General features: G+C 47.5%; 28 protein-coding genes. 15 read left to right on the forward strand and 13 right to left on the reverse strand.

What is annotated here, in order from left to right; genetic code table 11:
* Positions 1 to 53: 53 nt before the first annotated feature.
* Positions 54 to 1,082, reverse strand: coding sequence for an ornithine carbamoyltransferase (gene argF / locus PQI28_RS08055; RefSeq protein ID WP_339962942.1), 1,029 nt, complete (start codon positions 1,080 to 1,082; stop codon positions 54 to 56).
* 21 nt (positions 1,083 to 1,103) lie between these two features.
* A complete protein-coding gene (arcA, locus tag PQI28_RS08060; RefSeq protein ID WP_214785213.1) occupies positions 1,104 to 2,333 on the reverse strand; it encodes an arginine deiminase in 1,230 nt (409 codons plus the stop codon).
* A gap of 323 nt (positions 2,334 to 2,656) precedes the next feature.
* Here arcA and mgtE point away from each other — a divergent pair, with 323 nt between their 5' ends.
* Positions 2,657 to 4,015 carry a magnesium transporter gene (mgtE, locus tag PQI28_RS08065; RefSeq protein WP_339962943.1) on the forward strand — a complete coding sequence of 453 codons (1,359 nt, stop codon included), beginning with the start codon at positions 2,657 to 2,659 and terminating at the stop codon, positions 4,013 to 4,015.
* 64 nt (positions 4,016 to 4,079) lie between these two features.
* Here mgtE and PQI28_RS08070 read toward each other — a convergent pair whose 3' ends face one another.
* Entirely contained in the window at positions 4,080 to 4,697 is a 618-nt protein-coding gene (locus PQI28_RS08070; RefSeq protein WP_339962944.1) for a hypothetical protein, read from the reverse strand.
* Between the two features lie 182 nt (positions 4,698 to 4,879).
* Here PQI28_RS08070 and PQI28_RS08075 point away from each other — a divergent pair, with 182 nt between their 5' ends.
* Positions 4,880 to 6,658 (forward strand): solute:sodium symporter family transporter, encoded by a 1,779-nt coding sequence (locus PQI28_RS08075; RefSeq protein WP_214785032.1) that lies wholly within the window; start codon positions 4,880 to 4,882, stop codon positions 6,656 to 6,658.
* 21 nt (positions 6,659 to 6,679) lie between these two features.
* Here PQI28_RS08075 and PQI28_RS08080 read toward each other — a convergent pair whose 3' ends face one another.
* A complete protein-coding gene (locus PQI28_RS08080; RefSeq protein ID WP_214785033.1) occupies positions 6,680 to 7,579 on the reverse strand; it encodes a GGDEF domain-containing protein in 900 nt (299 codons plus the stop codon).
* Positions 7,580 to 7,726: 147 nt separating this feature from the next.
* On the opposite strand from PQI28_RS08080, the gene PQI28_RS08085 reads away from it, so the two are divergent.
* The 4 genes from PQI28_RS08085 (at position 7,727) to PQI28_RS08100 (ending at position 10,165) form a co-directional block, all read left to right on the forward strand.
* Complete coding sequence (locus PQI28_RS08085) at positions 7,727 to 8,767, forward strand: serine hydrolase domain-containing protein (RefSeq protein WP_445236755.1); 1,041 nt, start codon at positions 7,727 to 7,729, stop codon at positions 8,765 to 8,767.
* On the forward strand, positions 8,764 to 9,153 hold the full coding sequence (locus PQI28_RS08090) for a GNAT family N-acetyltransferase (protein WP_214785036.1): 390 nt from the start codon (positions 8,764 to 8,766) through the stop codon (positions 9,151 to 9,153). Before PQI28_RS08085 ends, PQI28_RS08090 begins: the two co-directional genes overlap by 4 nt.
* Positions 9,154 to 9,164: 11 nt before the next feature.
* Positions 9,165 to 9,872 carry an SDR family NAD(P)-dependent oxidoreductase gene (locus PQI28_RS08095; protein ID WP_214785038.1) on the forward strand — a complete coding sequence of 236 codons (708 nt, stop codon included), beginning with the start codon at positions 9,165 to 9,167 and terminating at the stop codon, positions 9,870 to 9,872.
* Positions 9,873 to 9,955: 83 nt separating this feature from the next.
* Entirely contained in the window at positions 9,956 to 10,165 is a 210-nt protein-coding gene (locus tag PQI28_RS08100; protein WP_214744831.1) for a hypothetical protein, read from the forward strand.
* An 18-nt stretch (positions 10,166 to 10,183) separates the two neighbouring features.
* Here PQI28_RS08100 and PQI28_RS08105 read toward each other — a convergent pair whose 3' ends face one another.
* Positions 10,184 to 10,606 carry a hypothetical protein gene (locus tag PQI28_RS08105; RefSeq protein ID WP_214744833.1) on the reverse strand — a complete coding sequence of 141 codons (423 nt, stop codon included), beginning with the start codon at positions 10,604 to 10,606 and terminating at the stop codon, positions 10,184 to 10,186.
* A 143-nt stretch (positions 10,607 to 10,749) separates the two neighbouring features.
* On the opposite strand from PQI28_RS08105, the gene PQI28_RS08110 reads away from it, so the two are divergent.
* Positions 10,750 to 11,739 (forward strand): MDR family oxidoreductase, encoded by a 990-nt coding sequence (locus tag PQI28_RS08110; protein ID WP_339962946.1) that lies wholly within the window; start codon positions 10,750 to 10,752, stop codon positions 11,737 to 11,739.
* A 67-nt stretch (positions 11,740 to 11,806) separates the two neighbouring features.
* Here PQI28_RS08110 and PQI28_RS08115 read toward each other — a convergent pair whose 3' ends face one another.
* The 4 genes from PQI28_RS08115 to PQI28_RS08130 form a co-directional block, all read right to left on the reverse strand.
* A complete protein-coding gene (locus PQI28_RS08115; protein WP_074035567.1) occupies positions 11,807 to 12,151 on the reverse strand; it encodes a general stress protein in 345 nt (114 codons plus the stop codon).
* A 96-nt stretch (positions 12,152 to 12,247) separates the two neighbouring features.
* Complete coding sequence (locus PQI28_RS08120; protein WP_214785042.1) at positions 12,248 to 13,708, reverse strand: UDP-N-acetylmuramoyl-L-alanyl-D-glutamate--2,6-diaminopimelate ligase; 1,461 nt, start codon at positions 13,706 to 13,708, stop codon at positions 12,248 to 12,250.
* A gap of 150 nt (positions 13,709 to 13,858) precedes the next feature.
* Positions 13,859 to 14,059: a hypothetical protein gene (locus PQI28_RS08125; RefSeq protein WP_214785044.1), complete on the reverse strand. Its 201-nt coding sequence runs from the start codon at positions 14,057 to 14,059 to the stop codon at positions 13,859 to 13,861.
* Positions 14,056 to 14,289 (reverse strand): hypothetical protein, encoded by a 234-nt coding sequence (locus tag PQI28_RS08130; RefSeq protein ID WP_214744842.1) that lies wholly within the window; start codon positions 14,287 to 14,289, stop codon positions 14,056 to 14,058. The genes PQI28_RS08125 and PQI28_RS08130 overlap by 4 nt, the downstream gene beginning before the upstream one ends.
* A gap of 128 nt (positions 14,290 to 14,417) precedes the next feature.
* On the opposite strand from PQI28_RS08130, the gene PQI28_RS08135 reads away from it, so the two are divergent.
* Positions 14,418 to 14,633 (forward strand): zinc-ribbon domain-containing protein, encoded by a 216-nt coding sequence (locus PQI28_RS08135; RefSeq protein ID WP_214694872.1) that lies wholly within the window; start codon positions 14,418 to 14,420, stop codon positions 14,631 to 14,633.
* A 406-nt stretch (positions 14,634 to 15,039) separates the two neighbouring features.
* On the opposite strand, the gene PQI28_RS08140 is transcribed toward PQI28_RS08135, so the two are convergent.
* A complete protein-coding gene (locus PQI28_RS08140) occupies positions 15,040 to 15,840 on the reverse strand; it encodes an HAD-IIB family hydrolase (RefSeq protein ID WP_214785048.1) in 801 nt (266 codons plus the stop codon).
* Between the two features lie 62 nt (positions 15,841 to 15,902).
* Between PQI28_RS08140 and PQI28_RS08145 the strand changes: the two genes are divergently transcribed.
* The 5 genes from PQI28_RS08145 (at position 15,903) to PQI28_RS08165 (ending at position 18,691) form a co-directional block, all read left to right on the forward strand.
* Entirely contained in the window at positions 15,903 to 16,169 is a 267-nt protein-coding gene (locus PQI28_RS08145; protein WP_339962947.1) for a hypothetical protein, read from the forward strand.
* Positions 16,170 to 16,238: 69 nt separating this feature from the next.
* Positions 16,239 to 16,799 (forward strand): RNA polymerase sigma factor, encoded by a 561-nt coding sequence (locus PQI28_RS08150; RefSeq protein WP_214744848.1) that lies wholly within the window; start codon positions 16,239 to 16,241, stop codon positions 16,797 to 16,799.
* Positions 16,796 to 17,518 carry an anti-sigma factor gene (locus tag PQI28_RS08155; RefSeq protein WP_339962948.1) on the forward strand — a complete coding sequence of 241 codons (723 nt, stop codon included), beginning with the start codon at positions 16,796 to 16,798 and terminating at the stop codon, positions 17,516 to 17,518. The genes PQI28_RS08150 and PQI28_RS08155 overlap by 4 nt, the downstream gene beginning before the upstream one ends.
* Before the next feature lie 62 nt (positions 17,519 to 17,580).
* Positions 17,581 to 18,486 carry a Gfo/Idh/MocA family protein gene (locus PQI28_RS08160; RefSeq protein WP_339962949.1) on the forward strand — a complete coding sequence of 302 codons (906 nt, stop codon included), beginning with the start codon at positions 17,581 to 17,583 and terminating at the stop codon, positions 18,484 to 18,486.
* 13 nt (positions 18,487 to 18,499) lie between these two features.
* On the forward strand, positions 18,500 to 18,691 hold the full coding sequence (locus tag PQI28_RS08165; protein ID WP_214785056.1) for a hypothetical protein: 192 nt from the start codon (positions 18,500 to 18,502) through the stop codon (positions 18,689 to 18,691).
* 43 nt (positions 18,692 to 18,734) lie between these two features.
* On the opposite strand, the gene PQI28_RS08170 is transcribed toward PQI28_RS08165, so the two are convergent.
* On the reverse strand, positions 18,735 to 19,634 hold the full coding sequence (locus tag PQI28_RS08170) for a DMT family transporter (protein ID WP_339962950.1): 900 nt from the start codon (positions 19,632 to 19,634) through the stop codon (positions 18,735 to 18,737).
* A gap of 325 nt (positions 19,635 to 19,959) precedes the next feature.
* On the opposite strand from PQI28_RS08170, the gene abc-f reads away from it, so the two are divergent.
* Complete coding sequence (gene abc-f, locus PQI28_RS08175) at positions 19,960 to 21,804, forward strand: ribosomal protection-like ABC-F family protein (protein ID WP_339962951.1); 1,845 nt, start codon at positions 19,960 to 19,962, stop codon at positions 21,802 to 21,804.
* 17 nt (positions 21,805 to 21,821) lie between these two features.
* Here the strand turns inward: abc-f and PQI28_RS08180 are convergent, their stop codons facing one another.
* Positions 21,822 to 21,986 carry a hypothetical protein gene (locus PQI28_RS08180; protein ID WP_224862571.1) on the reverse strand — a complete coding sequence of 55 codons (165 nt, stop codon included), beginning with the start codon at positions 21,984 to 21,986 and terminating at the stop codon, positions 21,822 to 21,824.
* Between the two features lie 567 nt (positions 21,987 to 22,553).
* Positions 22,554 to 23,402, reverse strand: coding sequence for a Cof-type HAD-IIB family hydrolase (locus tag PQI28_RS08185; RefSeq protein WP_339962952.1), 849 nt, complete (start codon positions 23,400 to 23,402; stop codon positions 22,554 to 22,556).
* A 133-nt stretch (positions 23,403 to 23,535) separates the two neighbouring features.
* Between PQI28_RS08185 and PQI28_RS08190 the strand changes: the two genes are divergently transcribed.
* Entirely contained in the window at positions 23,536 to 25,050 is a 1,515-nt protein-coding gene (locus PQI28_RS08190; RefSeq protein ID WP_339962953.1) for a glycine betaine uptake BCCT transporter, read from the forward strand.
* Positions 25,051 to 25,131 lie beyond the last annotated feature (81 nt).

Genomic DNA, 25,131 nt, shown 5'->3' on the forward strand with positions numbered 1-25,131 from the left:
TCTACTCATCCCTTTCGCTTATTTTGAAACGGGAGGGGAAGTCCCCCTCCCCGTCAACGTTCAAGCCATTCGCGTGTCTCCGTGAGCGTTGCCGCCATTACCGCCTTAATCGTATGCATCCGGTTTTCCGCTTCATCAAATACGAACGAGTGACGACTGCGGAACACCTCATCAGTCACTTCCATTTCCGTCAATCCGTACTGTTCATGAATCACCCGACCGACCTCTGTCTCTAAGTCGTGGAAGGCAGGGAGGCAGTGTAAAAACATGATGTCCGGGTTGCCGCTCTTTTGAAGCATATCCATGTTCACTTGATATGGTCGCAACAGTTCGATCCGTTCTGCGAAAGCCGCCTCTTCGCCCATCGACACCCATACATCCGTGTAGACGACGTCTGCCTTGTCCATCGCTTCTTCAATGCTCTCCGTCAACGTGATGACGGCGCCTGTTTCAGCAGCAACCGATTTCGCATAATTGACGATTTCGTCAGATGGCCAAAGTGATTTCGGTGCGCAAATCCGCATATCCATCCCTACTTTTGCGCCACCGATCAATAGCGTGTTCCCCATGTTGTTCCGGCCGTCGCCGACGTACACGAATTTGATTCCGGCCAATTCTCCTTTTTGTTCTTTCACCGTCAAGAAGTCGGCCAAGATTTGTGTCGGATGATAGAGGTCGGTCAATCCGTTCCAAACCGGCACCCCTGCATCTTTCGCGAGACCTTCGACCGTCTCGTGGGCGAAACCGCGGAATTGAATACCGTCAAACATGCGCCCGAGGACAATGGCCGTATCGCGCACCGACTCTTTCTTCCCGAACTGGATATCATTTTTGCCTAAATACTCAGGATGCATCCCCAAGTCGATGGCAGCGACCGTGAACGCACAACGCGTCCGCGTCGATGGTTTTTCAAAGAGTAAGGCAATGTTTTTGCCTTCACAAATCCGATGTGGGATGCCTTGTTTCTTTTGACGTTTGAATGCAGCAGACAAATCGATCAAATAATTGATTTCTTCACCAGAAAACTCGTTTAACGATAAAAAGTGACGACCTTTCAAATCAAAATTGAACGTTGTAGACATACTGCTTCCTCCTTATCACATTTAGATGTCTTGGCGGATAATCGGACAACTCATGCAACGTGGACCTCCACGTCCGCGCGATAGTTCACTCGACATGATTTCAATCACTTCGACGCCTTCTTTACGAAGCAGTTCATTTGAGACGTAGTTCCGGTCATATGTGACCACGACACCCGGTGCGATGGCGAGCGTATTCGATCCATCGTTCCACTGTTCGCGCGCCGCTGCGATCGGGTCGCCGCCTCCACAAGGAATCAACGTCGCTTCCTGTAAGCCGAGGACGTCTTTTAACACTTTCAACAAATCGGTGTGCTGCGTGATCTGCAATTCACCTTCTGCACTCAATGAAAGTTCGAAAATATTCATCTTTCCTTCCGGTCCTTGAATGAACGGATGGATGGTGAATTTATCATGGTCGACCATCGTAAAGACGGTATCGAGATGCATGAAGGCGCGTGATTTTGGAATTTCGATGGCAATTACTTTTTTGAAGCTGTCTCCATGTTTGAGCAAATTGAGAGCGACGCGCTCGATTCCTTGCGCGGTCGTTCGTTCAGAGATGCCGATGGCGACGACTTCTTTCGATAAGACAAGCTCGTCCCCGCCCTCCATCGCAAATCGATAGTCGCGGTCTGACCAAATCGGAACATCATGTTTCGCAAAGCGTGGGTGATAGCGCATAATATATTGCGTGAAGAGTGATTCACGGCGACGTGCCGGTTCTTTCATTCGGTTGATGGAGAGACCATGACCGATTGCGGCGGCCGGATCTCGTGTGAAATAGAGGTTTGGCATAGGATCTAAAAAGAAGGGGTACGTATCTTCAATCATTTCGTGTAAATGTCGGCGTTTCTCCGGCTTGATCTCCGATTTTCGGATACCGGCCATCACCGTTTCAATCAACATCTCATTATCAAAATCCAGTAAATATTCTTTTAACGTTTCATAAGAGCCGTTGATATTTGATTTAGACTCCGATAAGATATCCGCGACAAACTTTTCGCGCACACCAGGGAGCGACAATGTCTCAGCCATTAATTTTTCGAGATAAAGGACTTCCACACCGCGATTTTGGAGCGCACTCGCAAAATAGTCGTGCTCTTTTTGAATGACCGGCAAATGGGGAATATCATCGAACAAGAGGCGCTCTAAATATTCCGGGGTGAGGTTTTCTAATTCCCTTCCCGGTCGTTTCAGTAATACCGTTTTTAATTCTCCAATTTCTGAATACACATGAATCGGATGTTTCAGCGTCGTATCTTGTGAAATCGGTTGATTCGTCATTGAGATCATCTCGCTTCCTCCTTGTGATTCGGGTGTGTGACTACCCTTACCTTATCACTTTACCAAATTTACGAATGTCTAATCCGGCAGTTCACCTGTTAGTGATTCCACATGGCTATGTATAAAACTTCACCTTTGTGAATGAACAAACAATGCATGAAAAATCGAAGTCGTGACAAGGGGAAATGAGATGTATGGATGATGAATACAATCCTCCTAAAAAACATGAAAAACTTTTTTTGAAACTTGTAGAGTAAGCTGAAAAATGCGAAAGATCAGGATGTGAGCAAATGAAAATAGAAGAAATGGAATACAACGAACATGAAGCGGCACTTCGCACATTGATTCAAAAAGGAGACCCGGTCGATTTTCAAGACCTCTTCCTCTCCCTCCACCCCGGTGAACAGGCCGATCATTTTATCGAACTCGATCAACATGAGCGTGCGTTCGTATATCGAACAATCTCACCTGAAATATTTACTGACCTTTTTGAAAAACTGACGTTAGATGAACAGTGTTCATTCATCCAAGAAACGCCTCAGCCGTATGCTGTCCGGATTCTAAATGAGATGTATTCAGATAACGCCGCTGATTTGATGCGGGAGCTACCCGATGCGTTCATGGACACACTATTCGAGCAGATGGACGATATCGAGGAACAAGAAGTCAAAGATTTGATGCAATATCCGGAAGAGACGGCCGGGGCGCTCATGACGACCGAGTTCGTCGTCCTTCAAGCGAACAAGACGGTCGGACTGACTTTAGAAGAGTTGCGTGAACTCGGACCAGACGCTGAGACGATTTATTACTTATATGTGGTCGACCAAGCACACCAACTGGTTGGTGTCGTCTCCTTACGTGATTTGATTGTCGCGCCGCTCGAGGCGAAAATCGAAGACATCATGGGCTTCCGCGTCATCTCAGCAAACGTCATGACCGACCAGGAAGACTTGGCTCGGATTGTCCAAAAGTATGATTTATTGGCCCTTCCTGTCATTGACGACCAGCAAAAGCTACTCGGCATCATCACGGTCGATGATGTGTTAGACGTGATCGAGCGCGAAACGACGGAAGACTTTGAAGAACTTTCCGCGACGAAGGGATCATCCGATATCAACATGAGTCCGTTCGAGGCGGCGAAAAAACGTGCTCCATGGATTGTCAGCCTCATGTTTCTCGGGATGATCACGGCCTCGACAATCGGTGGCTTCGAAGACACGCTTGAAACGATTGTGCTCCTCGCCGTCTTCATGCCACTTGTCATGGGGTCTGCCGGGAACGCAGCCACCCAGTCACTCGTCGTTGCTGTTCGTTCGATTGCGCTTGGCACGATCAATCGTAAGAACGTTATGAAGATGATTCGACGCGAACTCGGAACGGGCATTATCTTAGGGATTGCTTGTATGATTGTCATCTTCGGGGTCATCACGATTCTTTATGACAACATGCTCATCGGCTTCATTGTCGGGGTCTCCATCTTTGCAGCACTCAGTGTCGCCACGATGATCGGTACGATTGTCCCGCTTCTTATCAATCGCCTGAAGTTAGACCCTGCTGTCGCCTCCGGACCGTTCATTACGACGCTGATGGACAATTTAGGGCTCATCATCTATTTCACGGTCGCGACATCCATGCTTCAGTTTTTATGACATTTATAAAAGTTCACACGAAAAAGCGGTGCTGATTTCGTCAGCGCCGCTTTCACTCGTTATATCATTGAGATTCCTCTAACAGACGTTCTTGGGTCTCGTTGAAAGCTTCAATGTCTTCATCCGTCATCACGTCGTTTTGTTCTGCCATATAAGGATTGTCTTTCAATAATGCCTCTAGTTTACTCAAGTCAGCACTTCGTCCGCTTTCTTGATAAAGATTGGATTCTCCTACCGAAGTCAATGTCCCCGCCCGATTCACTTTGAAATGTCCTTGTTGTAGACCGACAATTCGATACGCGTGCTCAATCACGGGTCCCTCGTATTTTTGTAAATACAGGAGAACGTTTTCTCCTCGTCTGACGAGCGGGTCTTCTTCCATATCGTTTTGTAAGAGGGGGATCGTATCGGTTTGCTTGAGTTCATGACTCACGTCTCGATAGACACGCTGCACGTGAATATCTGATTCAAAGAAAGTAACCGAATGATATTCAAAAGATCTCGGGTGACTGCTGACTTTGCCGACGATGACGACCGGCGAGCGTGTAGCTAAATCGTCTATGTGTCGGAAGCTTTCGGTCACAGCCAAATCACTCGTGTTTCCTTCTTTCAGGATTTCGCTAAACATGACATAACCTGCTACCACTGCAACAGATAATATTCCAATCATCCATTTCCTCAAAGAGATTCCTCCCACCGATTCGCCCTATTGAATTTCTAATCGATCACATTGAGAACTTTATTAATTTATGCCTAGCCCATGACTTTTTATCATTCTATCAAGATAAGAGGACTACTTTCTTACACTTTAGGGTATTTTCTACAAATAGATTATATAACATAAGTAAGAAGTGAGGGGATTCTATGACGATTCAGCAAGTACTCTACATACTCGTGACTGGTGCTTTGTTCATGGCACTCGTCGCCTACGTCTCATATCGCATGACGCGAGGAAAAGTCGAAAGTGCCGATGATTATTTCTTGGCCGGTCGCGGATTGACGGGCGTCTTCATCGCAGGTTCGCTCCTCTTGACCAACTTGTCTGCTGAACAATTGATCGGGTTAAACGGTCAATCGTTCGCCGGCAACATGTCGGCAATGGCTTGGGAAGTCACAGCTGGAATTGCTGCCATCATCATGGCGCTCTTTTTACTACCGCGTTTTCTTGGTATCGGGATCTCGACCATCCCTGAATTTTTAAGTCAACGCTATGACGAGGACGTTCGTCGATTGACCGTCCTGCTGTTTTTACTCGGCTATATGTGCGTGACGATTCCGTCTATGCTGTACTCAGGTGGATTGGCCGTCCTCCAACTATTCGACGTACCTACCCTTCTCGGCATCAGTTTTGAACAGTCTCTTTGGATTGTCGTCTGGTTCATCGGAATCATCGGGGCGATTTACGCCATCTTCGGCGGGCTTCGCGCGGTCGCCGTTTCCGACACGCTAAACGGGATTGGTCTCATCATCATCGGCTTCCTCGTTCCGACGCTTGGCTTCCTCGCACTAGGTGACGGGAATCTGTTGGACGGGATGAAGACGATTGCAACAACAAATCCCGAAAAGTTGAACGCCATCGGTTCAGCCAATGACTCGGTTCCGTTCCTGTCTATTTTCACGGGGATGATTTTTGCGAACTTGTTCTACTGGGCACTCAATCAATACGTGATTCAACGCGCTCTCGGCGCAAAAAACTTGGCAGAGGGACAAAAAGGAGTACTTTTTACGGGTTATTTAAAACTACTTGTTCCCATTTTTATGCTCTTGCCTGGCGTCATCGCCTTCCATTTGTATGGATCGAACGTCGAGAAAGCCGATTTAGCGTATCCGAGCTTGATTGCCGAGCTACTTCCAATGTGGCTCATGGGCTTTTTCCTTGCCGTCTTACTCGGTGCCGTGTTCAGTTCATTTAACTCACTGTTAAATAGTATCGCGACGCTGTTCGTCCTCGATATTTATAAACCGAAGTTCAAGCCGAATGCCTCTGACCAAGATTTGATTCGCGTCAGCAAATGGTTTGGCACGTTCGTGGCGCTCGTCTCTTTCTTTGTCGCCCCGAATCTCATGTATGCACCAGATGGGCTATGGGATTTGATTCGACGTTTTACAGGCTTCTTTAACATTCCGATTCTTGTCATCGTCTTGATCGGTATGCTCGTCAAACGAGTTCCCCCGATTGCCGCGAAGACCGTCGTTTTCTTCCACGTCATCGCTTACTATTTCCTCGTGTGGGGAACAGACCAATGGTTCGGTGTGGAAATCGGGATTAACTTCATCCATATTTACGGTATCCTCTTCGTCGTCGAGACGGCCATCATGCTCATCTTCGCTCGCGTACGACCGATGCTCCAAGCGAATCCGATTCGAATCGAGCTCGGACGAGTCAAACCATGGCGTCACGCGTTATCGACTTCAATCTTGCTTGTCGCTTCGATGATTTTCGTCTATCTCGTCTTTTCACCAATTGGACTTGCCTACGCGGATGGAATTGTTTCCGGATGGTTCGCTCCATTGACGATTGGGCTCATTGCCGTGACGACCCTTCTGATTTGGGCATCTTATCGTTATGGACTCGCGCGATATGAACGTTATCTCAATAACTTAGGTGAAGAATCACCTGAAGTAGAGGAAGCGAGTAGTTAACGAAAAAGAGATTTTCTTGAACTAAACGTCAAGAAGATCTCTTTTTTGTTGCTGCTTTTGTTCATACATTGCGTCATCTGCTTCTTGCCAGAGTACTTCGATTGATTCTGGATGAGATGCCCAAGCCAATCCGATGGCCACTGAGATTTCCTCTTCCCGGCATGTCGTTTCAATCTCATGAACCATCTTCTCGCATGCCTCTTTTGACATCATCTGAAGAAACAAGACAAACTCGTCTCCTCCAATCCGATAGACAGAGGACTCGATGGTTTGAAGGAGGTTACCGACACGCTTCAACAAACAGTCACCGGCAGAGTGTCCTTTTTGATCGTTCACGACTTTCAAGTCATTCACGTCGATGACGATGATTCCGACGTTTCTCATCCCCTCAGCTTGACCGATTGTCTCTTCAAACGCCCGACGATTGAAGACACCTGTCAAACTGTCATGACGACTTTCATACAGAAGACGCTCACGCTCGGTCATGGCCTCCTCGATGTTCCGAATCACACCTTGCACCGCCACAATCTCACCGTTCTCATAGATTGGGGTCGTATACTCTTCAAACCATACATAGGTGCCTTCATTCGTCCGCCACCGCTGAAGAATTGCTTCTTCATAGTCGACGCGCCCCAATACTTTGTCTAGCAACAATCGTCGATCGTCCGGATGGATTCTGCGGAAACATTCCTGCGCATTCGAATAACTACGCATGACGGTCCCTTCCCCTAGATATAAATCTAAAGAAGGACTGATATACCGAAAACGCCACGTTGGTTTCGTTTCAAAAATATAGATGACATCTTTCGTTTGGTTCCCGAAATGCATGAACGAAAGCGTCTGTGGATGTGGCCGTTGACGCTTATGTAGCCACAAAGCAATCAAACATCCAACGAGTATCCCTAAAAAGAATAGCGTCATTGAATACACTTCCTCTCTGTTCGCCCATATCGTACCACGTTCGAGGTCAGACACCTGTCTCAATTCCTGTTATTTGGTAAATGTTTTTTTGAATATTGAGTAAATTTATGTATAGTCCATTTAGACGTGATATAGTCGAAATACTTGATGACGCAACAATTGGAGGTTCTTTTGCAAAACATCACGCATCTCACATTGGACGAAACATTCTCTGGTGTCTATTCCGTCACCAACCCGGATACGTCCATTCATCAACCCCTTGGCTATGCTAATCGCTCGGAACAGATTCAACACGAAGTCAAAACGAGATTTGGAATCGCTTCCGGCTGCAAACTGTTCACAGCAATCGCCATTTGTCAGTTAGTCGAACAAGATCGACTCTCTTTTTCGACTTCACTTGATTCGATTCAGACATTCGACCTACCTTACATATCCTCAAAAGTTACAATCCATCAGCTATTAACGCATACGTCGGGGATCCCTGACTATTTTGATGAGTCCGTCTCTGACGACTTCGAAGGGTTGTGGCGTGATGTTCCGATGTATCGACTTCAACAAGTCCGTGATTTTTTACCGCTATTTCAACAAAAAACGATGAAGGATGAACCAGGTTCTCGATTCTCCTACAATAATGCCGGGTATATTCTGTTAGGGTTGATTGTCGAGGAAGTGACCGGGCAATCTTTCACCGATTACGTCGAACAGTCGATTTTTCAACCTGCTAACATGAACGATTCCGGATATTTCTCACTCGATGCCTTACCCGCCAAGACGGCGCTCGGCTATATCGATCATTCGGACGGTTCATGGCGTACGAATCAATATGCGATTCCGATCAAAGGAGGAGCAGATGGTGGCGCGTATGTGACCGTTCAAGATATGACTCGTTTTTGGGAGGCATTGTTTTCACATCGACTTCTTGACGCCGCTTCCACGTCGCTCCTTCTCACACCACACGTGACGGTCAATGACCGAGGTGGCAGTTATGGATACGGGGTTTGGATTCAGCATCATTCGTCAGGAGACATTTATAAGTACCATGTGATGGGATATGACCCAGGCGTCAGCTTTCATTCCGGGTATTACCCAGAAACTCAGGTCATTTCGGTCGTTTGTTCGAATCAATCAGACGGCGCGTTTGATGTGATGAAGCAAATCGAAGCACAGATGGGAGAGCGAATCGAATGAAAATCCGTGCATATGTCGCGTCAGATTTTGAACACATCCAGCAGCTCAATCGTGAGGAAGGTTGGACTCAACTCGTCGAACAGGGAGAGCTGACCCGTGAAGCGTGGCGTCAATCGAACGTCACGTATGTCATGGAGTCTGATAATGGAGAGATTGTCGCCTACTTACGGGGACTGACCGATACGACAGTCAGCTTGTATGTTTGTGAGTTGTTAGTCGCTTCCGCCTATCGAAAACGAGGTCTTGGTGAACAACTTCTTCAACATGTCCATGCGCTCTATCCTGACACGCGTCTTGAGATGCTAGCGAGCCAAGCCTCGCACACATATTACGAAAAACTGCGATTCCGTCCGTTTTACGGCTTTCGGAAAACGATTCACGAATAGGAGGAATATATATGAAACTTGCACTCGTCACCGGGGCATCACGCGGTCTCGGCCGTGCCATTGCCCAAGAGCTCCAAGCTCGAGGTTATGACGTGATCGGTCTCTCACGTTCACAGGCCGAAGACGTCACACATGAACAACTACCCGTCGACCTCTCAGACGTCTCAGGAATCGAAACGGTCATTCAAGACATTACTCCGCTTCTAGAGAATGCCGATTCGATTCTCCTCGTTCAAAATGCCGCATGGATTGAACCGATTCATCGTGTCGGACAGTTGGATGGGAAGAAAGTGACGGCTCATGTCCATGCCAACCTACTCGCACCGATGCTATTGGCAAACGCGGTCCTCGCTTTCAACAAGCCGACCGATTTGATTCATGTGACGTCTGGCGCGGCCAAACGTCCGATTTCAGGTTGGAGTGCGTATTGCGGCACGAAAGCAGGACTCGACCATTTCACGGAAACGCTAGCACTCGAGCTCGAAGGTACCCCGCATCGGGCGGCACTCTTCAATCCTGGCGTGATGGATACATCGATGCAGGCGGAGATTCGCTCTTCTTCGGAAGAGGCGTTTGCAGACCTCGAACAATTCCGTTCATACGAAACAGAGGGACGACTCCGCTCTCCGGAGACGGTCGCGCGCGTGTTCGTCGAACAATTGATTGACCGCCCTCTTGAAAACGGCAAGACGTACTCGATTTACGACTTAATCAAATAATTTACCTGGTCAAAAATAAAGTCACCCTCTTATCGATAAACCGTCTACACTACTTTCATAGACATGTGAAAGGGTGGATCATGATGAAGACGATTGCCGGAGGATTACTGTTATTTGGATTATTTAGTTTGACGATGTCGTTCACGATGATTGGAGATACCGCTGTCGTCGGGGCAATGGTCAGTGGTGTTGCACTATTGTGTAGTGTCGGTCTCTTTTTCGGGTCGACCGAGCTTGCCCGCGTCCGCAGCGACTTGCTTCATGACAAAAAAACGTCTTTCCCATCTGAATGAGGGAAAGACGTTTTTGATTCAGTCTTCTTCGTATTCATCTAATAAATCGTCGACATCATATTCTTCAAAGTCTTCTTCGTCGATAAAAATATCGCGATCGTTCACAACGTGGATTGGACCATTGGCCACATCGATGCGAATCGTCCACGCCCAAGGAATGCGTAATCGGTTATGAACCCCTGTCCAGAACTCCATCGACTCTTGCTCAAACCGTTCAAATTCTGTCAGGAGCTCTTTGAACGAAACACCTGATAGCTGGAAGTTTGAGTCTTGGAGCCGTTGAAGCGCATGGTGCTTCGCTTCTAATTCGGCCGCTCGGACCATTTCTTCAGCGGTCGCCATCTCGAGGATCGTGCCGTCTGGTGGGAGAATATCGTATACGTTGAACAATTCGCCTTCTTCTACTTCTACATCGTCAAACTCATAGTCATCGTGCCGCATACTACATTCCTCCTTACGCAATTTGAATCCTCTTTATTATACCACTCTCGATCTGATTCCCCCTAAAGATTCGTGCATATATTTTATTTGTCACGGGAAACACTGTTAGAGTGAAGACATCCATAGGAAAAGAGGTTATGCACATGAACGAGTCATTCCAAGCACTCGTGCTCGACCAGCACGATGAACACCTTCATGCCGAAGTAAAAGAAGTGAAATCTGACGTCCTTCCGAAAGAAGACGGAAATGTGTTAGTGGAAGTCCACTACTCCGCGTTGAATTATAAAGACGCACTCGGATTAACGACATCAGGCAAAATCGTAAGCCATTATCCATTTATTCCAGGATGTGAATTTGTCGGGAAAGTAGTCGAATCGGATCATCTCGATATCAAAGTTGGAGACGAAGTCATCGCAACCGGTTTCGGGATCGGGGAACGTCATTTCGGCGGTTTCAGTCAATACGCGCAAGTACCCGGTAACTGGCTCGTCAAATTACCGAAAGGGATGAGCATGCGAGATGCCATCGCAATCGGGACGCCTGGCCTCACAGCCATGCTTTCCATTGATGCTCTTGAACATGCTGGCGTTCGTCCTGGGGAAGAGGTGCTTGTCACGGGCGCGACGGGTGGCGTCGGAAGTTTCGCCATTACGTTACTTCGTCGTCTTGGCTATCATGTCGTCGCCTCGACTGGTAAAACGGATTCACCATACTTACGCTCACTCGGTGTCGAGACAATCATTGATCGAAGCGAATTAGAAGGGCCTCCTCGTCCACTGGCTAAACAACGTTTCGATGCCGCCATCGATTCGGTCGGTGGGAATACCCTCGCCAACATTTTGAGCCAAACCCGATATGAAGGTGCTGTCGCCGCATGCGGTCTCGTCGGTGGCGCCGACTTGCCTACGAGTGTCTATCCGTTCATCCTTCGTGGAGTGAAACTGATTGGAATCGACTCGGTTATGCAGCCGATGGCACGCCGGACGAACGCATGGGAACGCCTTGAGGAACTCATTGATCCAAAAGTGTTGAACGACATGATTCATGAGATTCCGTTACACGACGTCCCACGTCACGCCGAAGCCATGATGCGCGGCGAGTTGAGTGGTCGCACGGTTGTCCGTCTTCGCTAAGCACATCAAAAAAGGCTGAATCGCTCGCGATTCAGCCTCTTTTCTCTCTATTCTCCATGGTGTGGAATTAGATGGTAAAGCCAGCCGGCGCGTCTTTCACAACGACGAGCACTTTTCCTTTGTCTAGTTTTTCTTCTAAACGTTCCGACTCTTCTTTCGTGAAGCCGAGTTCCTGGAACTCAGCACGAAGTTCGTCCCCTTTTTTGCGGAACATGTTTTTAGCGGCTGTCCCCAAGCCGACGTCACTTGCAGAAACGGTGTTCGCATCCGCGTTGTCCGCAACACGTTTACTTCTGTCATCGTCATGTGTGATGACGTAGATGTTGGATTCATCTATCCCATTTGATTTCATCGATTGAACGGCGGTTACGACTTCTTCATCATTTGTAAATTCTTTGTACAAAACTGACATGTCTATTCTCCTCCTTCAATTCTACTACACTATTATGTATTACCTTCCTCGTCATTTTTCACACATTAAAAAACGATGACAAACGTCATCGTTTTGTTAAACGGCAGGTTCCTGCCCTTTTTGTTTTTTCAATTCTTCCAATAGAATATCTGATTCATTGAACGGAATCGAATGTCGACCAATCCGCTCGATGTGATCGTGTCCTTTGCCGACGACCACGACTCGTTTCCCTTTTAACGCCTGCATCGCCGCATGGCGAAGCGCATCTTCTCTCGCTTCAAATGTCACGTACTTCACGTTCGGCTGGATCCCTTTGACTAAATCGCCAATGATTTGTTTCGGGTCTTCCATACGCACGTCATGTACAGTAACAATCACCTCGTTTGAATATTGACTCGCGATGCGACCCATGTCTTGACGTTTCGTCGGATCGCGGTCTCCTGCCGCACTTAAGACGACGACGAGCGATTGGTCGTCTTGTTGTAACGTGGATAGGCATTTCTCTAGACCGTCTGGAGTGTGTGCATAATCAATATAAATTTCGGCATCTTCTGTATCGAGGCGCTCAAGACGTCCTTTTGGCAACGTAAGACCTGGTACGTTCGAGACAATCGTCCGAAGTGCCATATCAGAAGTGGAGACAAGTCCGATTGCCGCCGCCAAATTCGAGGCATTGAATGCGCCCATAAACCGGACGGGAACTTCTAGCTTAAATTCTTTCATATGAACAAGAACCGTATCCTCACGCCAGATGACTTGAATATCGGCCTCTATTTGCTCTGATGTACTATACATGATGGTTTGGCGTGTCGGTGCAAATTCGGACATGACTCGGCTCGCCTTGTCTTCCGCGTTCAACACGATCGCGTCTCCATTCGTCACTTCTACCTGTTCAAATAATCGTGCTTTTGCACGAGCATATTCATCCATTGAACGATGATAATCCAGATGATCATGCGTCAAATTCGTAAATGCGGCCGCGTGAAAGTGGATTCCGGCCACACGTCCCTCCATCAATGCATGCGATGACACTTCTAGTACACAGTCTGTGACACCTGCATCAACCATATCCGCTAAAATGCGATGTAAGACGACGGCTTCAGGCGTTGTATTGGCCGTCTCAATCGTTTGATTGTGGAAACGAGCGCCAATCGTACTGACAATCCCTGCACGAAGTCCAGAGAGACGCAATAAATCATAGGTCAACGTCGCTGTCGTTGTTTTTCCATTCGTTCCCGTCACACCATATATACGCATCCGATGAGACGGATGATTATAAAAAGCGCTCGCAACCGCTCCTGCTGTCTGCTTCGTATCGGCAACAACCACATTCGGTACATCGAGATCGAGTGGATATTCTGAGATGACCGCACTCGCACCATTCGCCACGGCGTCTTCGGCAAACTTGTGCCCGTCAACCGTATAGCCACGAATGCAAATAAAGACATTCCCTGAACTGACCTTTCTGGAATCCGTTTCGACTCCGGTCACCCATGGATCAAGCTTTATGTCATCCATCTCATTTTGTAAAATGGCGGATAAACGTTTCGTTCTCATGCTGTGTACGTCCTTTCTCATGGGTGTCGCTAGGTGTATAAACCTTATCGTCATGTTACTAGATTTTAACGGCAATTGAGATGACAAATATATTACTTCCCGTTTTCAATGAAAAGCAATCACTTCACGAAAAAAACCTAGACGTTTCATTCACGTACTAGGTTCCTCTCTTTTGAATGTTAGATGATGTTTAGTTAACTCGTTTTGCAGGACGCGGATGGCATTAGGACCAACGCCATGCCAACTCTCTACTTCACGACGCGTATAGAGAGATAAGTCATCTAAGGAATCGACTCCTTTTGACGTCAAAGCTCTTTTGGCCGGTGCAGCCAATTTCGGTAAGGCAATCATCCGATCTCCACCTTCCGCTTTCTAAATCGTTCGTTGATGGGAAGACAGGCAAGAACTTGTTCGATTCGAAATGTTCGTCTGGCCCGTTTATTTAAATCCCACGCCACGACATGTTCTCCCTGCACTTTAATCAATTTGACCCGCCGCTTCGAAAACACTCCATGTCGATCCACATATACCATTTCTGTGACCAGACCCGAACGCATCCATCGTAACAATTCTTCTCTCATCCTGTTTTCCCCTCCTTTTATTTAGTATAAGTATACAGAACATTTGTTCTCATTTCTATTGATAAGCTGTTCGCATATGTAAAATTCGATTATGATGGAAGAAATTCAACAGGAAAGGAAAGAAGACGATGACCTACGTTTTATTACTCGTTTTAGCGGCCTTTTTATTCGGCGCGATGATTTTCGCCGCACTGGCATTACCAAATCTTCGCAACATTTTATTCAATCGCGGCACCCTGTTCAATCAACAGAGTGAAACCGTCACTTGCCCGAAGTGCAAAACGTCATTTAAACGCGCGCCGGGAGATGCGCAGACGTGTCCAAATTGTTATCACACGTTTTGAATCGTTGAGGGGTATTGCATATTCGACCGCTATTTTTCATATTCCTTGGTTTGAATGAGAGCAAATGAGTGAAAGAACAGAAAGGATGCTTTGTCTAAGTAAAGTTCCTTGTTTTTTCACTGTTGAACCTTCATTTTATACGAAAGGAGTTGCATATGCTTCCTACACTCGACGAGCGCCTAATCGATCAAATTCGTTTAAAAAATCGACAAGCCCTAGAACATTTATATGCCCGCTATGAAAATCTTCTCTATCGATATGCGCTTCATCTAAATAACCATCCCGCGACTGCTGAGGCAGCTTTGACGGACTTATTTTGTCACGTCTGGCAACAACGCCTCAACTTCGAACCCTATAAAGAAACCGTTCGCGCGACTCTTATGCGTTCGTTAGAACAAATCATGCATCATATGAACGAAGAAACATCCGCCTCCAGTATTTCTAAAATTCCTTCCGCATAGGTGTTTTTTGTCACCTTTGAATGCAATCGCTTCGCCTGTTCGGTCGCGTTGTTCACTAAATATCCGTTTCCGACATATGCTAGCATGCCAATGTCGTTTCCACTGTCGCCAAAAGCGTACGTATCTTCTCGTGAAAAGGAAGCAGTGGCGTTTACATATTCCAAGCTTGATACTTTCCCCGCATGCTTTGGATAAAAATCAACATCGAACGCATCGGCCGGGTCACCTGCGTTCGGATTGCATCGACTGATGTTGACTGCGATGCCGGCTGAATCTGTCAGCATCCGAATCGTTTCTCTCCATGAACCGACTTGGTCGCGGGCATAGTAACTTCGAATCCAAGGACTCATCCCATTCCCCGGCTGTTCATTTAATTGAATACGCATCTGTCCAGTCTGTGACACGATGCGTTCCACACGTGATGCAAAATCGCTCGGAAATAGTTCTTGATAGACCTTGTCCTCAACGAACGTTCCGTCCGTCTCGATTCGATATAATTCTGTGCCTAAACTTGAGGCGATCCGATGAGGCCAAAAGCGAAGATTCGCTCGTTTTACTTTTTCGTGTAACGACGCCAGCGAGCTACCCGTCACCCACATCGTCGACACGTTTGACGAATGTCGTTCCAAAAAATCCTCGAGCCGACGGATGGAAGCTAGTTGCTCATCAGAACACGCATGTGGAAAGTAGGTCTCATCAAAATCAAAACAAACAAGTATACGCCCTTCATCTGTGAATCGTTTCATTCTATCGTCTCCTTATCGTTTTCCCTTTCCTGTATAGTACAATGAAACGGAGGAGGGATCTTATGATTCAACGTATCGCTCAAATCTATTGCCAAATAAGTAGCCTGATGACGGGGTTGATCATCGTTCTCGCTTTCCTACTTGGCATTCGATCGTATTTCTTTTGGATAACGGTCAGTTCTCCCTTGGTCGCCATCGGCTTGATGCTCATGACAGCGGTCGGGTTAAGTGTGATCACCTATACGCTCTCAGAGAAATTACGATTGTTCATTTATACGAAACTTCCAATCTCATCATCTACATGTTCAATAAATAGTCATACAAAATAGGCATCCATTTTTCTATTTTGTACGTTAGATCAATACAAGGGACATCCCTTCTGCGCAAAGGAGTATGTTATGACTGACTTAGAATTATACGAGCGTGTCCGGCAAAAGGACAAAGAAGCGCTCGAAATATTGTATGATCGGTATGAGCGAATTTTATACGCTTTTGTCCTACAGCTGACAAAGGATCGTGATTTAGCCGAAGAAGCTATGCAAGAAGTATTTATCAAGTTGTGGCGTGGCGGTGGCGTCTACGATGATTCGAAAGGCAAGTTCAGATCGTGGCTCTTTACGATGAGCCGTCACGTAGCCATCGACTTGATCCGCAAGCGGAAACCTGATTTACAACTAGACGAATCTTATGCTGAAGCCATTCCTTCTGAGTCACCATCTGTTGAAAAAGAAGTGGAGTGGCAAGAAGAACGCGCTCAAATCGAGACGGCCATGGCGACACTGCCGGCCGAACAACAGCAAGTCGTTCGACTCATGTACTTCCAAGGGCTCAGTCAGCAAAAGATTGCTGATGCATGTGGCATCCCGCTTGGTACAGTGAAAGGAAGGATTCGACTGGCGCTGAAGCAACTGAGGAAACAGTTATCCCATGAATTCATCGGAAAGGAGGTAGAACAATGAACGCATGCGACCAATTGATTGACTATTTCAACCAACATCTATCGGAAGATGAACGAGCAAAATTCGAACAACACTTAGCATCGTGTAAAGATTGTCAAGAAGAGCTCGAGCAACTCGAAGCACTCGTCGGTGGCGTCGCGTTCTTGTCTACTCCGATTGAACCACCCCGAGGCATGAAAGCACGTGTCCTCGATCGTGTATTCGAAGAAGAAGACAATGAACCTGTCCCATCGCCCGCAACATCCGAATCTGTCCCACCCGTTACACCTTTCAAACAGAAACGAGAACGGAAAGTACCTGTTTGGGGAATGGTTACGCTCGCAGCAGCGCTCCTGCTCTCTTTGATTGGAAACGGGTATCTGCTTACCAATCAACCCGATTCACCTGGCATCGCACTGACCGAATCGATTCCACTTGAAGGTGAGTCTGAAGGAACCGCTTATCTTGCAGAACAGGATGGTACAACACAATTGATTGTTCAAACGAACGGCTTAGCCTCACTCGACGACAATGAAGTGTACCAAGTGTGGCTGTTAAAAGATGGTTCCCCAATTCCTACCGGTGCCTTCGTCACAGACGATAAGGGCAACGGGACGGTCATCTATACGCTCGACTCGGATGAAGTCGACGTCGACTGGGATACGGTCGCCGTCACAAAAGAACCGAATCGTGGCAACGAGACACCAGAAGGCGAAATCGTCTTAAGTGCCAGCCTTTAACCTCAACCGGACACATATACTGTCCGGTTTTTTTGTTATGATGGACCAAAGGAGTGAATGGGATGCAAAAACCTAAAATCGGGATTGTCGGACTCGGAAACATCGCCCAAAAAGCGTATTTACCAATCCTTGCGAACCACCCCCTCATTGATGTAATCGGTGCATTTTCTCCGAACACATCGAAGCGGGAAAAGATTTGCCAAACGTATCGGATGACCTCGTTCGACACATTGGAGGAACTCGCCTCATCGGTCGATGCGGCATTCGTACATAGTTCGACTGAAACCCATTATGACGTCGTTTCGTATTTACTAGAACGCGGGGTCGACGTTTACGTGGATAAGCCCCTCGCCGCAACATTGGATGAGGCGGAACAACTCGTCGAACTAGCCGAGCGACTCGGCCGCAAATTGATGGTCGGGTTCAATCGACGCTTCGCCCCGATGTATAGACGTCTTCAACAAGAATCACCCTCACATATGATCGATGTGGTGAAACATCGGGAGAACGATGTCGGTCCACAGGATGCGATGTTCACCCTTCTTGATGATTATTTGCATGTCGTTGACACGTTACGTTTCCTCGCCGGAAACGAGCTTCGACTCGTATCAGGTCAACTCGAGGTCAATGACAAGCAAGAACTTCGCTTCGCCCGTCATATATGGCAAGACGAGCATGGGATGCATACGACATCGATGCATCGTTCGGCTGGAGCGAACCATGAGCACGTCTCCATCGTCCGTGACGGAGAGCGGCTATCCGTCGACGAGATGGTCACGCTACATCGCTTCAACGATGGACGACATGAAGTGGAGACGTTCGGATCGTGGGACCCGACACTCACACAGCGAGGGTTCCAGGGAGCAATCGATCACTTCATTTCAGCCCTCATCGATGATACATCCATTCAAACAGACGGTCGTGTTGCGCTTGAGACACAGCGGCTTGTCACAAAATGTTTCGAGTAAAGGAGGGATACACATGGATTTCTTTTTCTACATCATGGTCATGGTAATCGTCGTTTCGTCGATTGGTGCCAATACGATTATCAAAACGAGAGAAGCTCGTGTCGAAGAGCGTCGCCTAAAAATTGAAGAAGAGAAGCTCGCTATCCAACGTCTTCAACTCGAAATGAAACGCGAACAAGACAAGCTCGAGCATCACGGTTTTTAATAAAAGCGGTCGCCCTCTAAACATGAGGGCAACCGTGTTGTCGTCAAAGATTTCGTTCTGACATGGGCAGTTGTTGTCGCCGTTCTGCGAGCGTCGACCACGTCACGGCCGTCATGATACAACCGGCACCGATAAAGAAATTCAGATGGAGCGTCTCATTCAAGACGAGCCATCCGAGCGTCCCTCCGACCAAAGGCTGGAAGAAGAAAAAGAGTGACCCGACACTCGCATCCATTAACTCAAGCCCCTTGTTCCAAAAGAAGAACGCCCCTGCCGTCGACACGACACCGATATACAGGACACTGAGCCAAAGGACACCATTCAATTCCGGGAAGCCGTTTTGCATGACCTCCATACTCATCAAAGGTGTCATCAACAACCATGCGACTCCAATCGCAAACGTCGTCAGTGTCAACGTCGATAAGGTCTGTGTCCCGATTTTCACGTAAATCGACATGAGTGCCCACGTCACGGCGGCTAATACGAGTATAAAACTACCTAAGCGATACGTCCCTTCCCCTTCCCAACCGACCACAATGAGAACTCCCACCGTCGCTAGTCCGAGCGCACCTACTTTGACAGGAGTCAATCGCTCCTTCAATAGGATTCGAGCGAATAAGACCATGAACGCTGGCGTTGCTGCGGTCACGAGAGATCCGGTATGCGCATCCGATAGCTTCGTTCCGATAAATTGAAACGAAATCGAAGCAACGTATCCAATGACACCGACGAGCCCAATCCATTTCCAATCTGCCCGCTGGATCTGCTCCCGTCCAAACCGAAACCAGACGACGAACAGAACCATAAATGCAACGGCATATCGTAACCAGACAAACGTGAACGGTTCAATATAGGCGAGCGCATACTTACTGACCACATACATCCCGCCCCATATACTCGCCGCAAGGGTCAAACTGAGTGCTCCTAGCCATTCTTTCCTCATGCTTTCGCCTCCTCAATGGCGACTATATACGACATCCTCATGTCTATTTCCTTTATTTTCATTGTCAGTCTAAAGAAAAACGCTTACAATCAAGACATAGATGAATGAAAGGAGGGAGAAAGGTGAAATTTGTCGACCGTACGCATTGGACAACTGAACATTTGTACATTTTGCGTGCGATTTTTCACGATGTCGCTTAATCAAGGGACCCGTCTGTCCTTTTTTAGACATTGCTGAATATACGACAAAGCGCCTCTCTCTCTAAACCGAGCGCTTCTTTGCGCTCGGTTTTTTTGATAGGCCCTGATCTCAGGAGGAACCTATTATGTTAATCGATTTACAACACATTCAAAAACAATACGGTGGTCACGCCGTTCTCACAGATGCGAATTTAATGATCAATGAACGCGAACGAGTCGGGCTCGTCGGTCGGAACGGCAGCGGTAAAACGACACTGTTACGCATGATCGTCGGCTCTGAAGATCATGACGCCGGAACGATTTACCGTCGGCAACGACTCTCCATCGGCTATTTGGTCCAGCTTCCCGACTATCCCGGAAACAGTGGACGCGATGTCCTTCAGACCGCCTTCGAGGAAGTCCTTCGCCTTCGCGAGAAGATGTCTCGCCTCGAGGAAGAGATGGCGACGACTGAACAGCTCGAACGTCTTCTCGAAACATACGGGACGGTCCAAGCGCAATTCGAACATGCGGGCGGCTACGTCTACGAGTCAAAAATCAGTGCGATGATTGACGGGTTGAAGCTGACCTCATTCGTGGACCGACCGTTCAATACGTTGAGCGGCGGGGAACGTACAAAAATCGGTCTCGCCTTGGCACTTCTTCAAAAGCCAGAGCTACTCATTTTGGACGAACCGACGAACCATCTGGATTTAGAAGCGATGACGTGGCTCGAATCCTATTTACAGGATTACGATTCAGCGCTCCTGATCGTGTCCCACGACCGAGTGTTCTTGGATGCAGTTGCCACGCGAATCGTCGAGTGTGAAGACGGTGAATTGACGAGTTATTCCGGAAACTATACCGATTTTGTTGCCCAAAAAGAAAAACAATTGCTCGATCAGTTCCATGCGTACACCGAGCAGCAAAAGAAGATTAAAAAGATGAAAGAAACGATTCGGCAGTTACGGCAATGGGCCAACGAAGGCAATCCACCGAATGAAAAGTTCTATCGTCGCGCCAAATCGATGGAAAAGGCTCTCGAACGAATCGAGCGGATCAAGAAACCACAACTCGAAGCCGACCAACCGAACATCCACTTCACAACGAACGGACGAACGGGACGTGACGTCTTCGAAGTAAGTGACGTGACACTCGTCTATGGTCGCCCTCTATTTGAAGACGTGCATTTTTACACGGGGCATGGAGAACGCGTCGCCATCGTCGGACCGAACGGGAGCGGGAAGTCTTCGCTGTTGAAGATATTGCTCGGTCAAGTCGTGCCGCAAGCCGGAACCGTAAAGCGAGCTGACCAAGCCAAAATCGGTTATCTATCACAACACATCATCTTCGATGAGTCGCATCGGTTGATTGAAGCGTTCCGAGACCGAATCGCGGTCGATGAAGGAAAAGCGAGACATCTCCTTGCTCAGTTTTTGTTCTATGGTCCGAGTGTATTTAAACCTGTCTCAAATTTAAGCGGCGGGGAGAAGATGCGCCTCATGCTTGCGATTCTCGTCCATGAAGAAATCAATGTCCTCGTCTTAGACGAGCCGACGAACCACCTTGATATCGAATCGAGAGAGGCACTTGAAGAAGCGCTCGAACGTTTCCCCGGAACGGTCGTTACCGTTTCCCATGACCGCTACTTCTTAAATAAATTGTTCCCCATCACGTATTGGCTCGACGGGACGATGACGCGGTTTGAAGGCAACGTCGCCTATGCCCTCGACAAATGTGGACAGGAATCGAAAGATGAACCTATTACGGAACACGTTAAACCATCGAAATCGGTGAAGCAGACGAAATCTACTCCTTCTACGATTGATGAAGAAGCTCACCTGACCCGATTAGAGGCAGAACACCAGGCATTGATCCATCAGATGAATGACCTGGATGATTTAGATGAATTGATGGCGTTACAACGACAAGTCGATGCACTGCAAGAAGAAATCGATGACGTGATGACACGTTTACTCGAATCGTTATAAAAAGAAGCGGCATCCCATCAAGGGCGCCGCTTCTTTTGCTCAAATCGAGTCTGTATGAGATAGCCAATGACCGCGATGGCCATCAACCCAATCGGGAATATGCGATAAAGACCTTCCATCGTTCCCGTGGTCAAAAGAATCATTCCACTCAGGAACGTCCCCAACCAATATAGCTTTGGCATATGATCCCTCCATCGGTTGCATTCATCCAATAGGATACCACAAGAAAAGCGCCCTCACTCGGCGCTTTTCTTGATTCTCTAGTCCCCGGACTTTCATCCAACCAAGCCCCGCTCGATTGACCGTCCCATCTATGATTTGGTTCGACTAGAGATGTCCAAGCCAGCGTGACGCATCATTCGAATCGGTTCATCATCCATTGGTTCACCAATTGTTTTTCATGACATAACATGAAATCGAACAGGTGACTCGTAGACATTTTGATTGAATGGGCACGATAGACTTGGCACCTATACTGTCCACTTCTGGCGCGGATCATGTGGAATTCCTTATACAAACAGTCTGTCTGGTATGCTTGCTCGTATGGCAAGCAGAGGCCGACGCATCATCGTTTGGAATACACGATTCACGCTCACATGGACTTTCCCATCCGCTTTCTGCGATCAGCTACAGGTGAAGAAAGTGCCTCCCCGTTCACCGACTCATTTCAGAAAGTGAATGGTTACATGTATACAATATCCGTTTTGAGTGGGATTCAATCCTCGTTCACGATTTCTCCATAATCCGATTTATACATAATGCGTCAGCGCGTAAGCGACCCCGTCCTCTTCCACATCTTTGGTAATGTGCGTGCTCAAATCTTTTAACGGGTCCACGGCATTCTCCATCGCAATCCTTGTCTCTGCTACTTCAAACATCGACACGTCATTCAAATTGTCTCCAATGGCAACGACATCATGCATGGCAATCTGATAATGCTCTGCTAGCTGCTTTAGCGCCGCTCCTTTACTCGCATGAGGATGTCCAATCTCAATTTTCGTCCAACCCGCTGTTGTGATCAAAATGTCGTTCCGTGGTTCATAAACGTTGCGCAAGCGGTGTAGCTTTTGGCGATCGAACGAGTAGACAAACACCTTGTACACCTCATCTCGTGCAAAGTCGATGTCTTCCATCGAGTCCATGTACGTCAGACCAAACTGCTCATTTTGAATTTCAATCTCACGTTCTGCCCATTCACGAGTGAATGATTGATCGTGCGGCAACACTTCATCGAGTTCCCGCTTCAATAAGTCGCTTCCCGAACGAAGCACCTTCACGCCCGCATTCGTATAAAATTCGACGTACGCATCGTCTGCTTTCGCGATTTCCCATAGCTCATTTACGATTGTTTGGTCCATCGCATGATAGTAAATTCGCTCGTTCTCATAAAAGCCGATTGCTCCGTTACCTGACAAAATCGGACAGACGAGATCACTTCGCTTCAACAGTTCTTCGATATCATGGATAGAGCGTCCTGAACAAATAGCGACGATATCACCATTTTCTTGTCGACGACGAATCGCTTCCTGGTTCGCCTCTGTAATCACACCCGTGCGCGATAACAGTGTCCCATCTAAATCAATTGCAATCAATTTCATAGCATTCCCTCCTCTTTGGTTCTTTTCCCGATTCAAGTATGTAAAACACGATAAAACGCACCTCCTGTTTGCAATATGGAGATTAGGGAACCGTTTATTAGCGCTACATAATATTTTTTGAAAGGAGACATCTATGAAAGATTCTACACAAAAGCCACGTTTGAATCGCGTCTTTTACATTTCATCAAGTTTGATTGCCTTACTCGTTCTATTTGGAGCCATCGCTCCAACCTCGTTTGCTTCAATCGCAGGATCTATTTTTAACTTTACGACTCGCTCGTTTGGTTGGTTTTATTTACTGTCCGTCTTCTTGTTTGTGCTTTTTTTAATCTTTTTAGCGTTTAGTAAATACGGAAAAATCCGTCTCGGGAAAGATGACGACCGTCCCCAATACCCGTTCTTCACTTGGATCGGTATGTTATTCTCCGCTGGGTTTGGTGTCGGACTCGTCTTTTGGGGTGTTGCCGAGCCGATGAGTCATTTCTTCACGCCACCGTACGCGGATACGGAGGCACTGACGGTTGAGGGAGCACGTCTTGCGATGGCCTATTCGTTCTTCCATTGGGGTGTCAGTCAGTGGTCCGTCTTTGCGATTGTCGGACTGATCATCGCCTACTTCCAGTTCCGTCGTAATGCGGACGGACTCATCTCGACTAGCCTTTCACCGCTTATAAAAGAGCGACCGTACAAACAACCGTTGAACCAGACGATTGATATTTTAGCGGTCATCGCCACTGTCATGGGTGTCGCGACATCACTTGGTTTAGGCGTTCTTCAAATCAATGGCGGACTGAACAGCGTATTCGGGCTCCCGAACACCGCTTGGATGCAAGTCGCCATCATCGTCGTCTTGACCGCCCTCTTTTTAACATCGACGACGACAGGGCTCGATCGCGGCATCAAGTGGTTGAGTAACATCAACTTAGGGACCGCACTCGTCTTGATGGTGTTTGTCTTCTTTGCCGGTCCAACCATCTTCATCCTAGAGACCCTCACCCTTGGCTTAGGTGACTACTTACAGAATTTCATTCGCTATAGTCTTCGTCTACAACCGTATCAGCAAGGGACGTGGGTCCGAGACTGGACAATCTTTTACTGGGCGTGGGCCATCGCTTGGTCACCGTTTGTCGGAGCGTTCGTCGCACGTGTCTCACGAGGACGCACCATTCGCGAGTTCATCGTCGGTGTCCTCATCGTTCCTCCGTTCATCGCACTCTTATGGATTGCTGTATTTGGAGGCACCGCCCTCCATTTAGATTTATTCGAAGGGACTTCCATCGCCGAAGCCGTCAATGCAGACGTGACGAGCGCATTGTTTGTGACGTTTGCCGAGCTGCCATTCAGTTTCATTCTTTCAGTGTTGTCGATTCTTTTGATTTTGACGTTCTTGATCACGTCGGCAGATTCTGCTACCTATATCATCAGCAGTATGACGACAAATGGTAGCTTGAATCCTCCTCTACCCGTTCGCATCGCCTGGGGTGTTCTGTTAGGAGGAATCGCCGCCGTTCTATTGATTGCGAGTGGGTTGGAAGGACTTCAAACCGCATCATTGATTTCCGCCTTGCCGTTCACCATCATCCTTTTATTGATGGTCTTCACACTATTCAAGCTACTCCGACAAGAGAATATACGAAAAATAAAATAAGCTACACTCCTAAACGCTCAAGATTACGCTTGAGCGTTTTTTAGTTTGACTCGCCGACACCTCGTTGTTTGTTGACTTCCT

The organism is Exiguobacterium sp. USCH10, assembly GCF_037619445.1.
Classification (GTDB): Bacteria; Bacillota; Bacilli; order Exiguobacteriales; family Exiguobacteriaceae; genus Exiguobacterium; species Exiguobacterium aestuarii_A.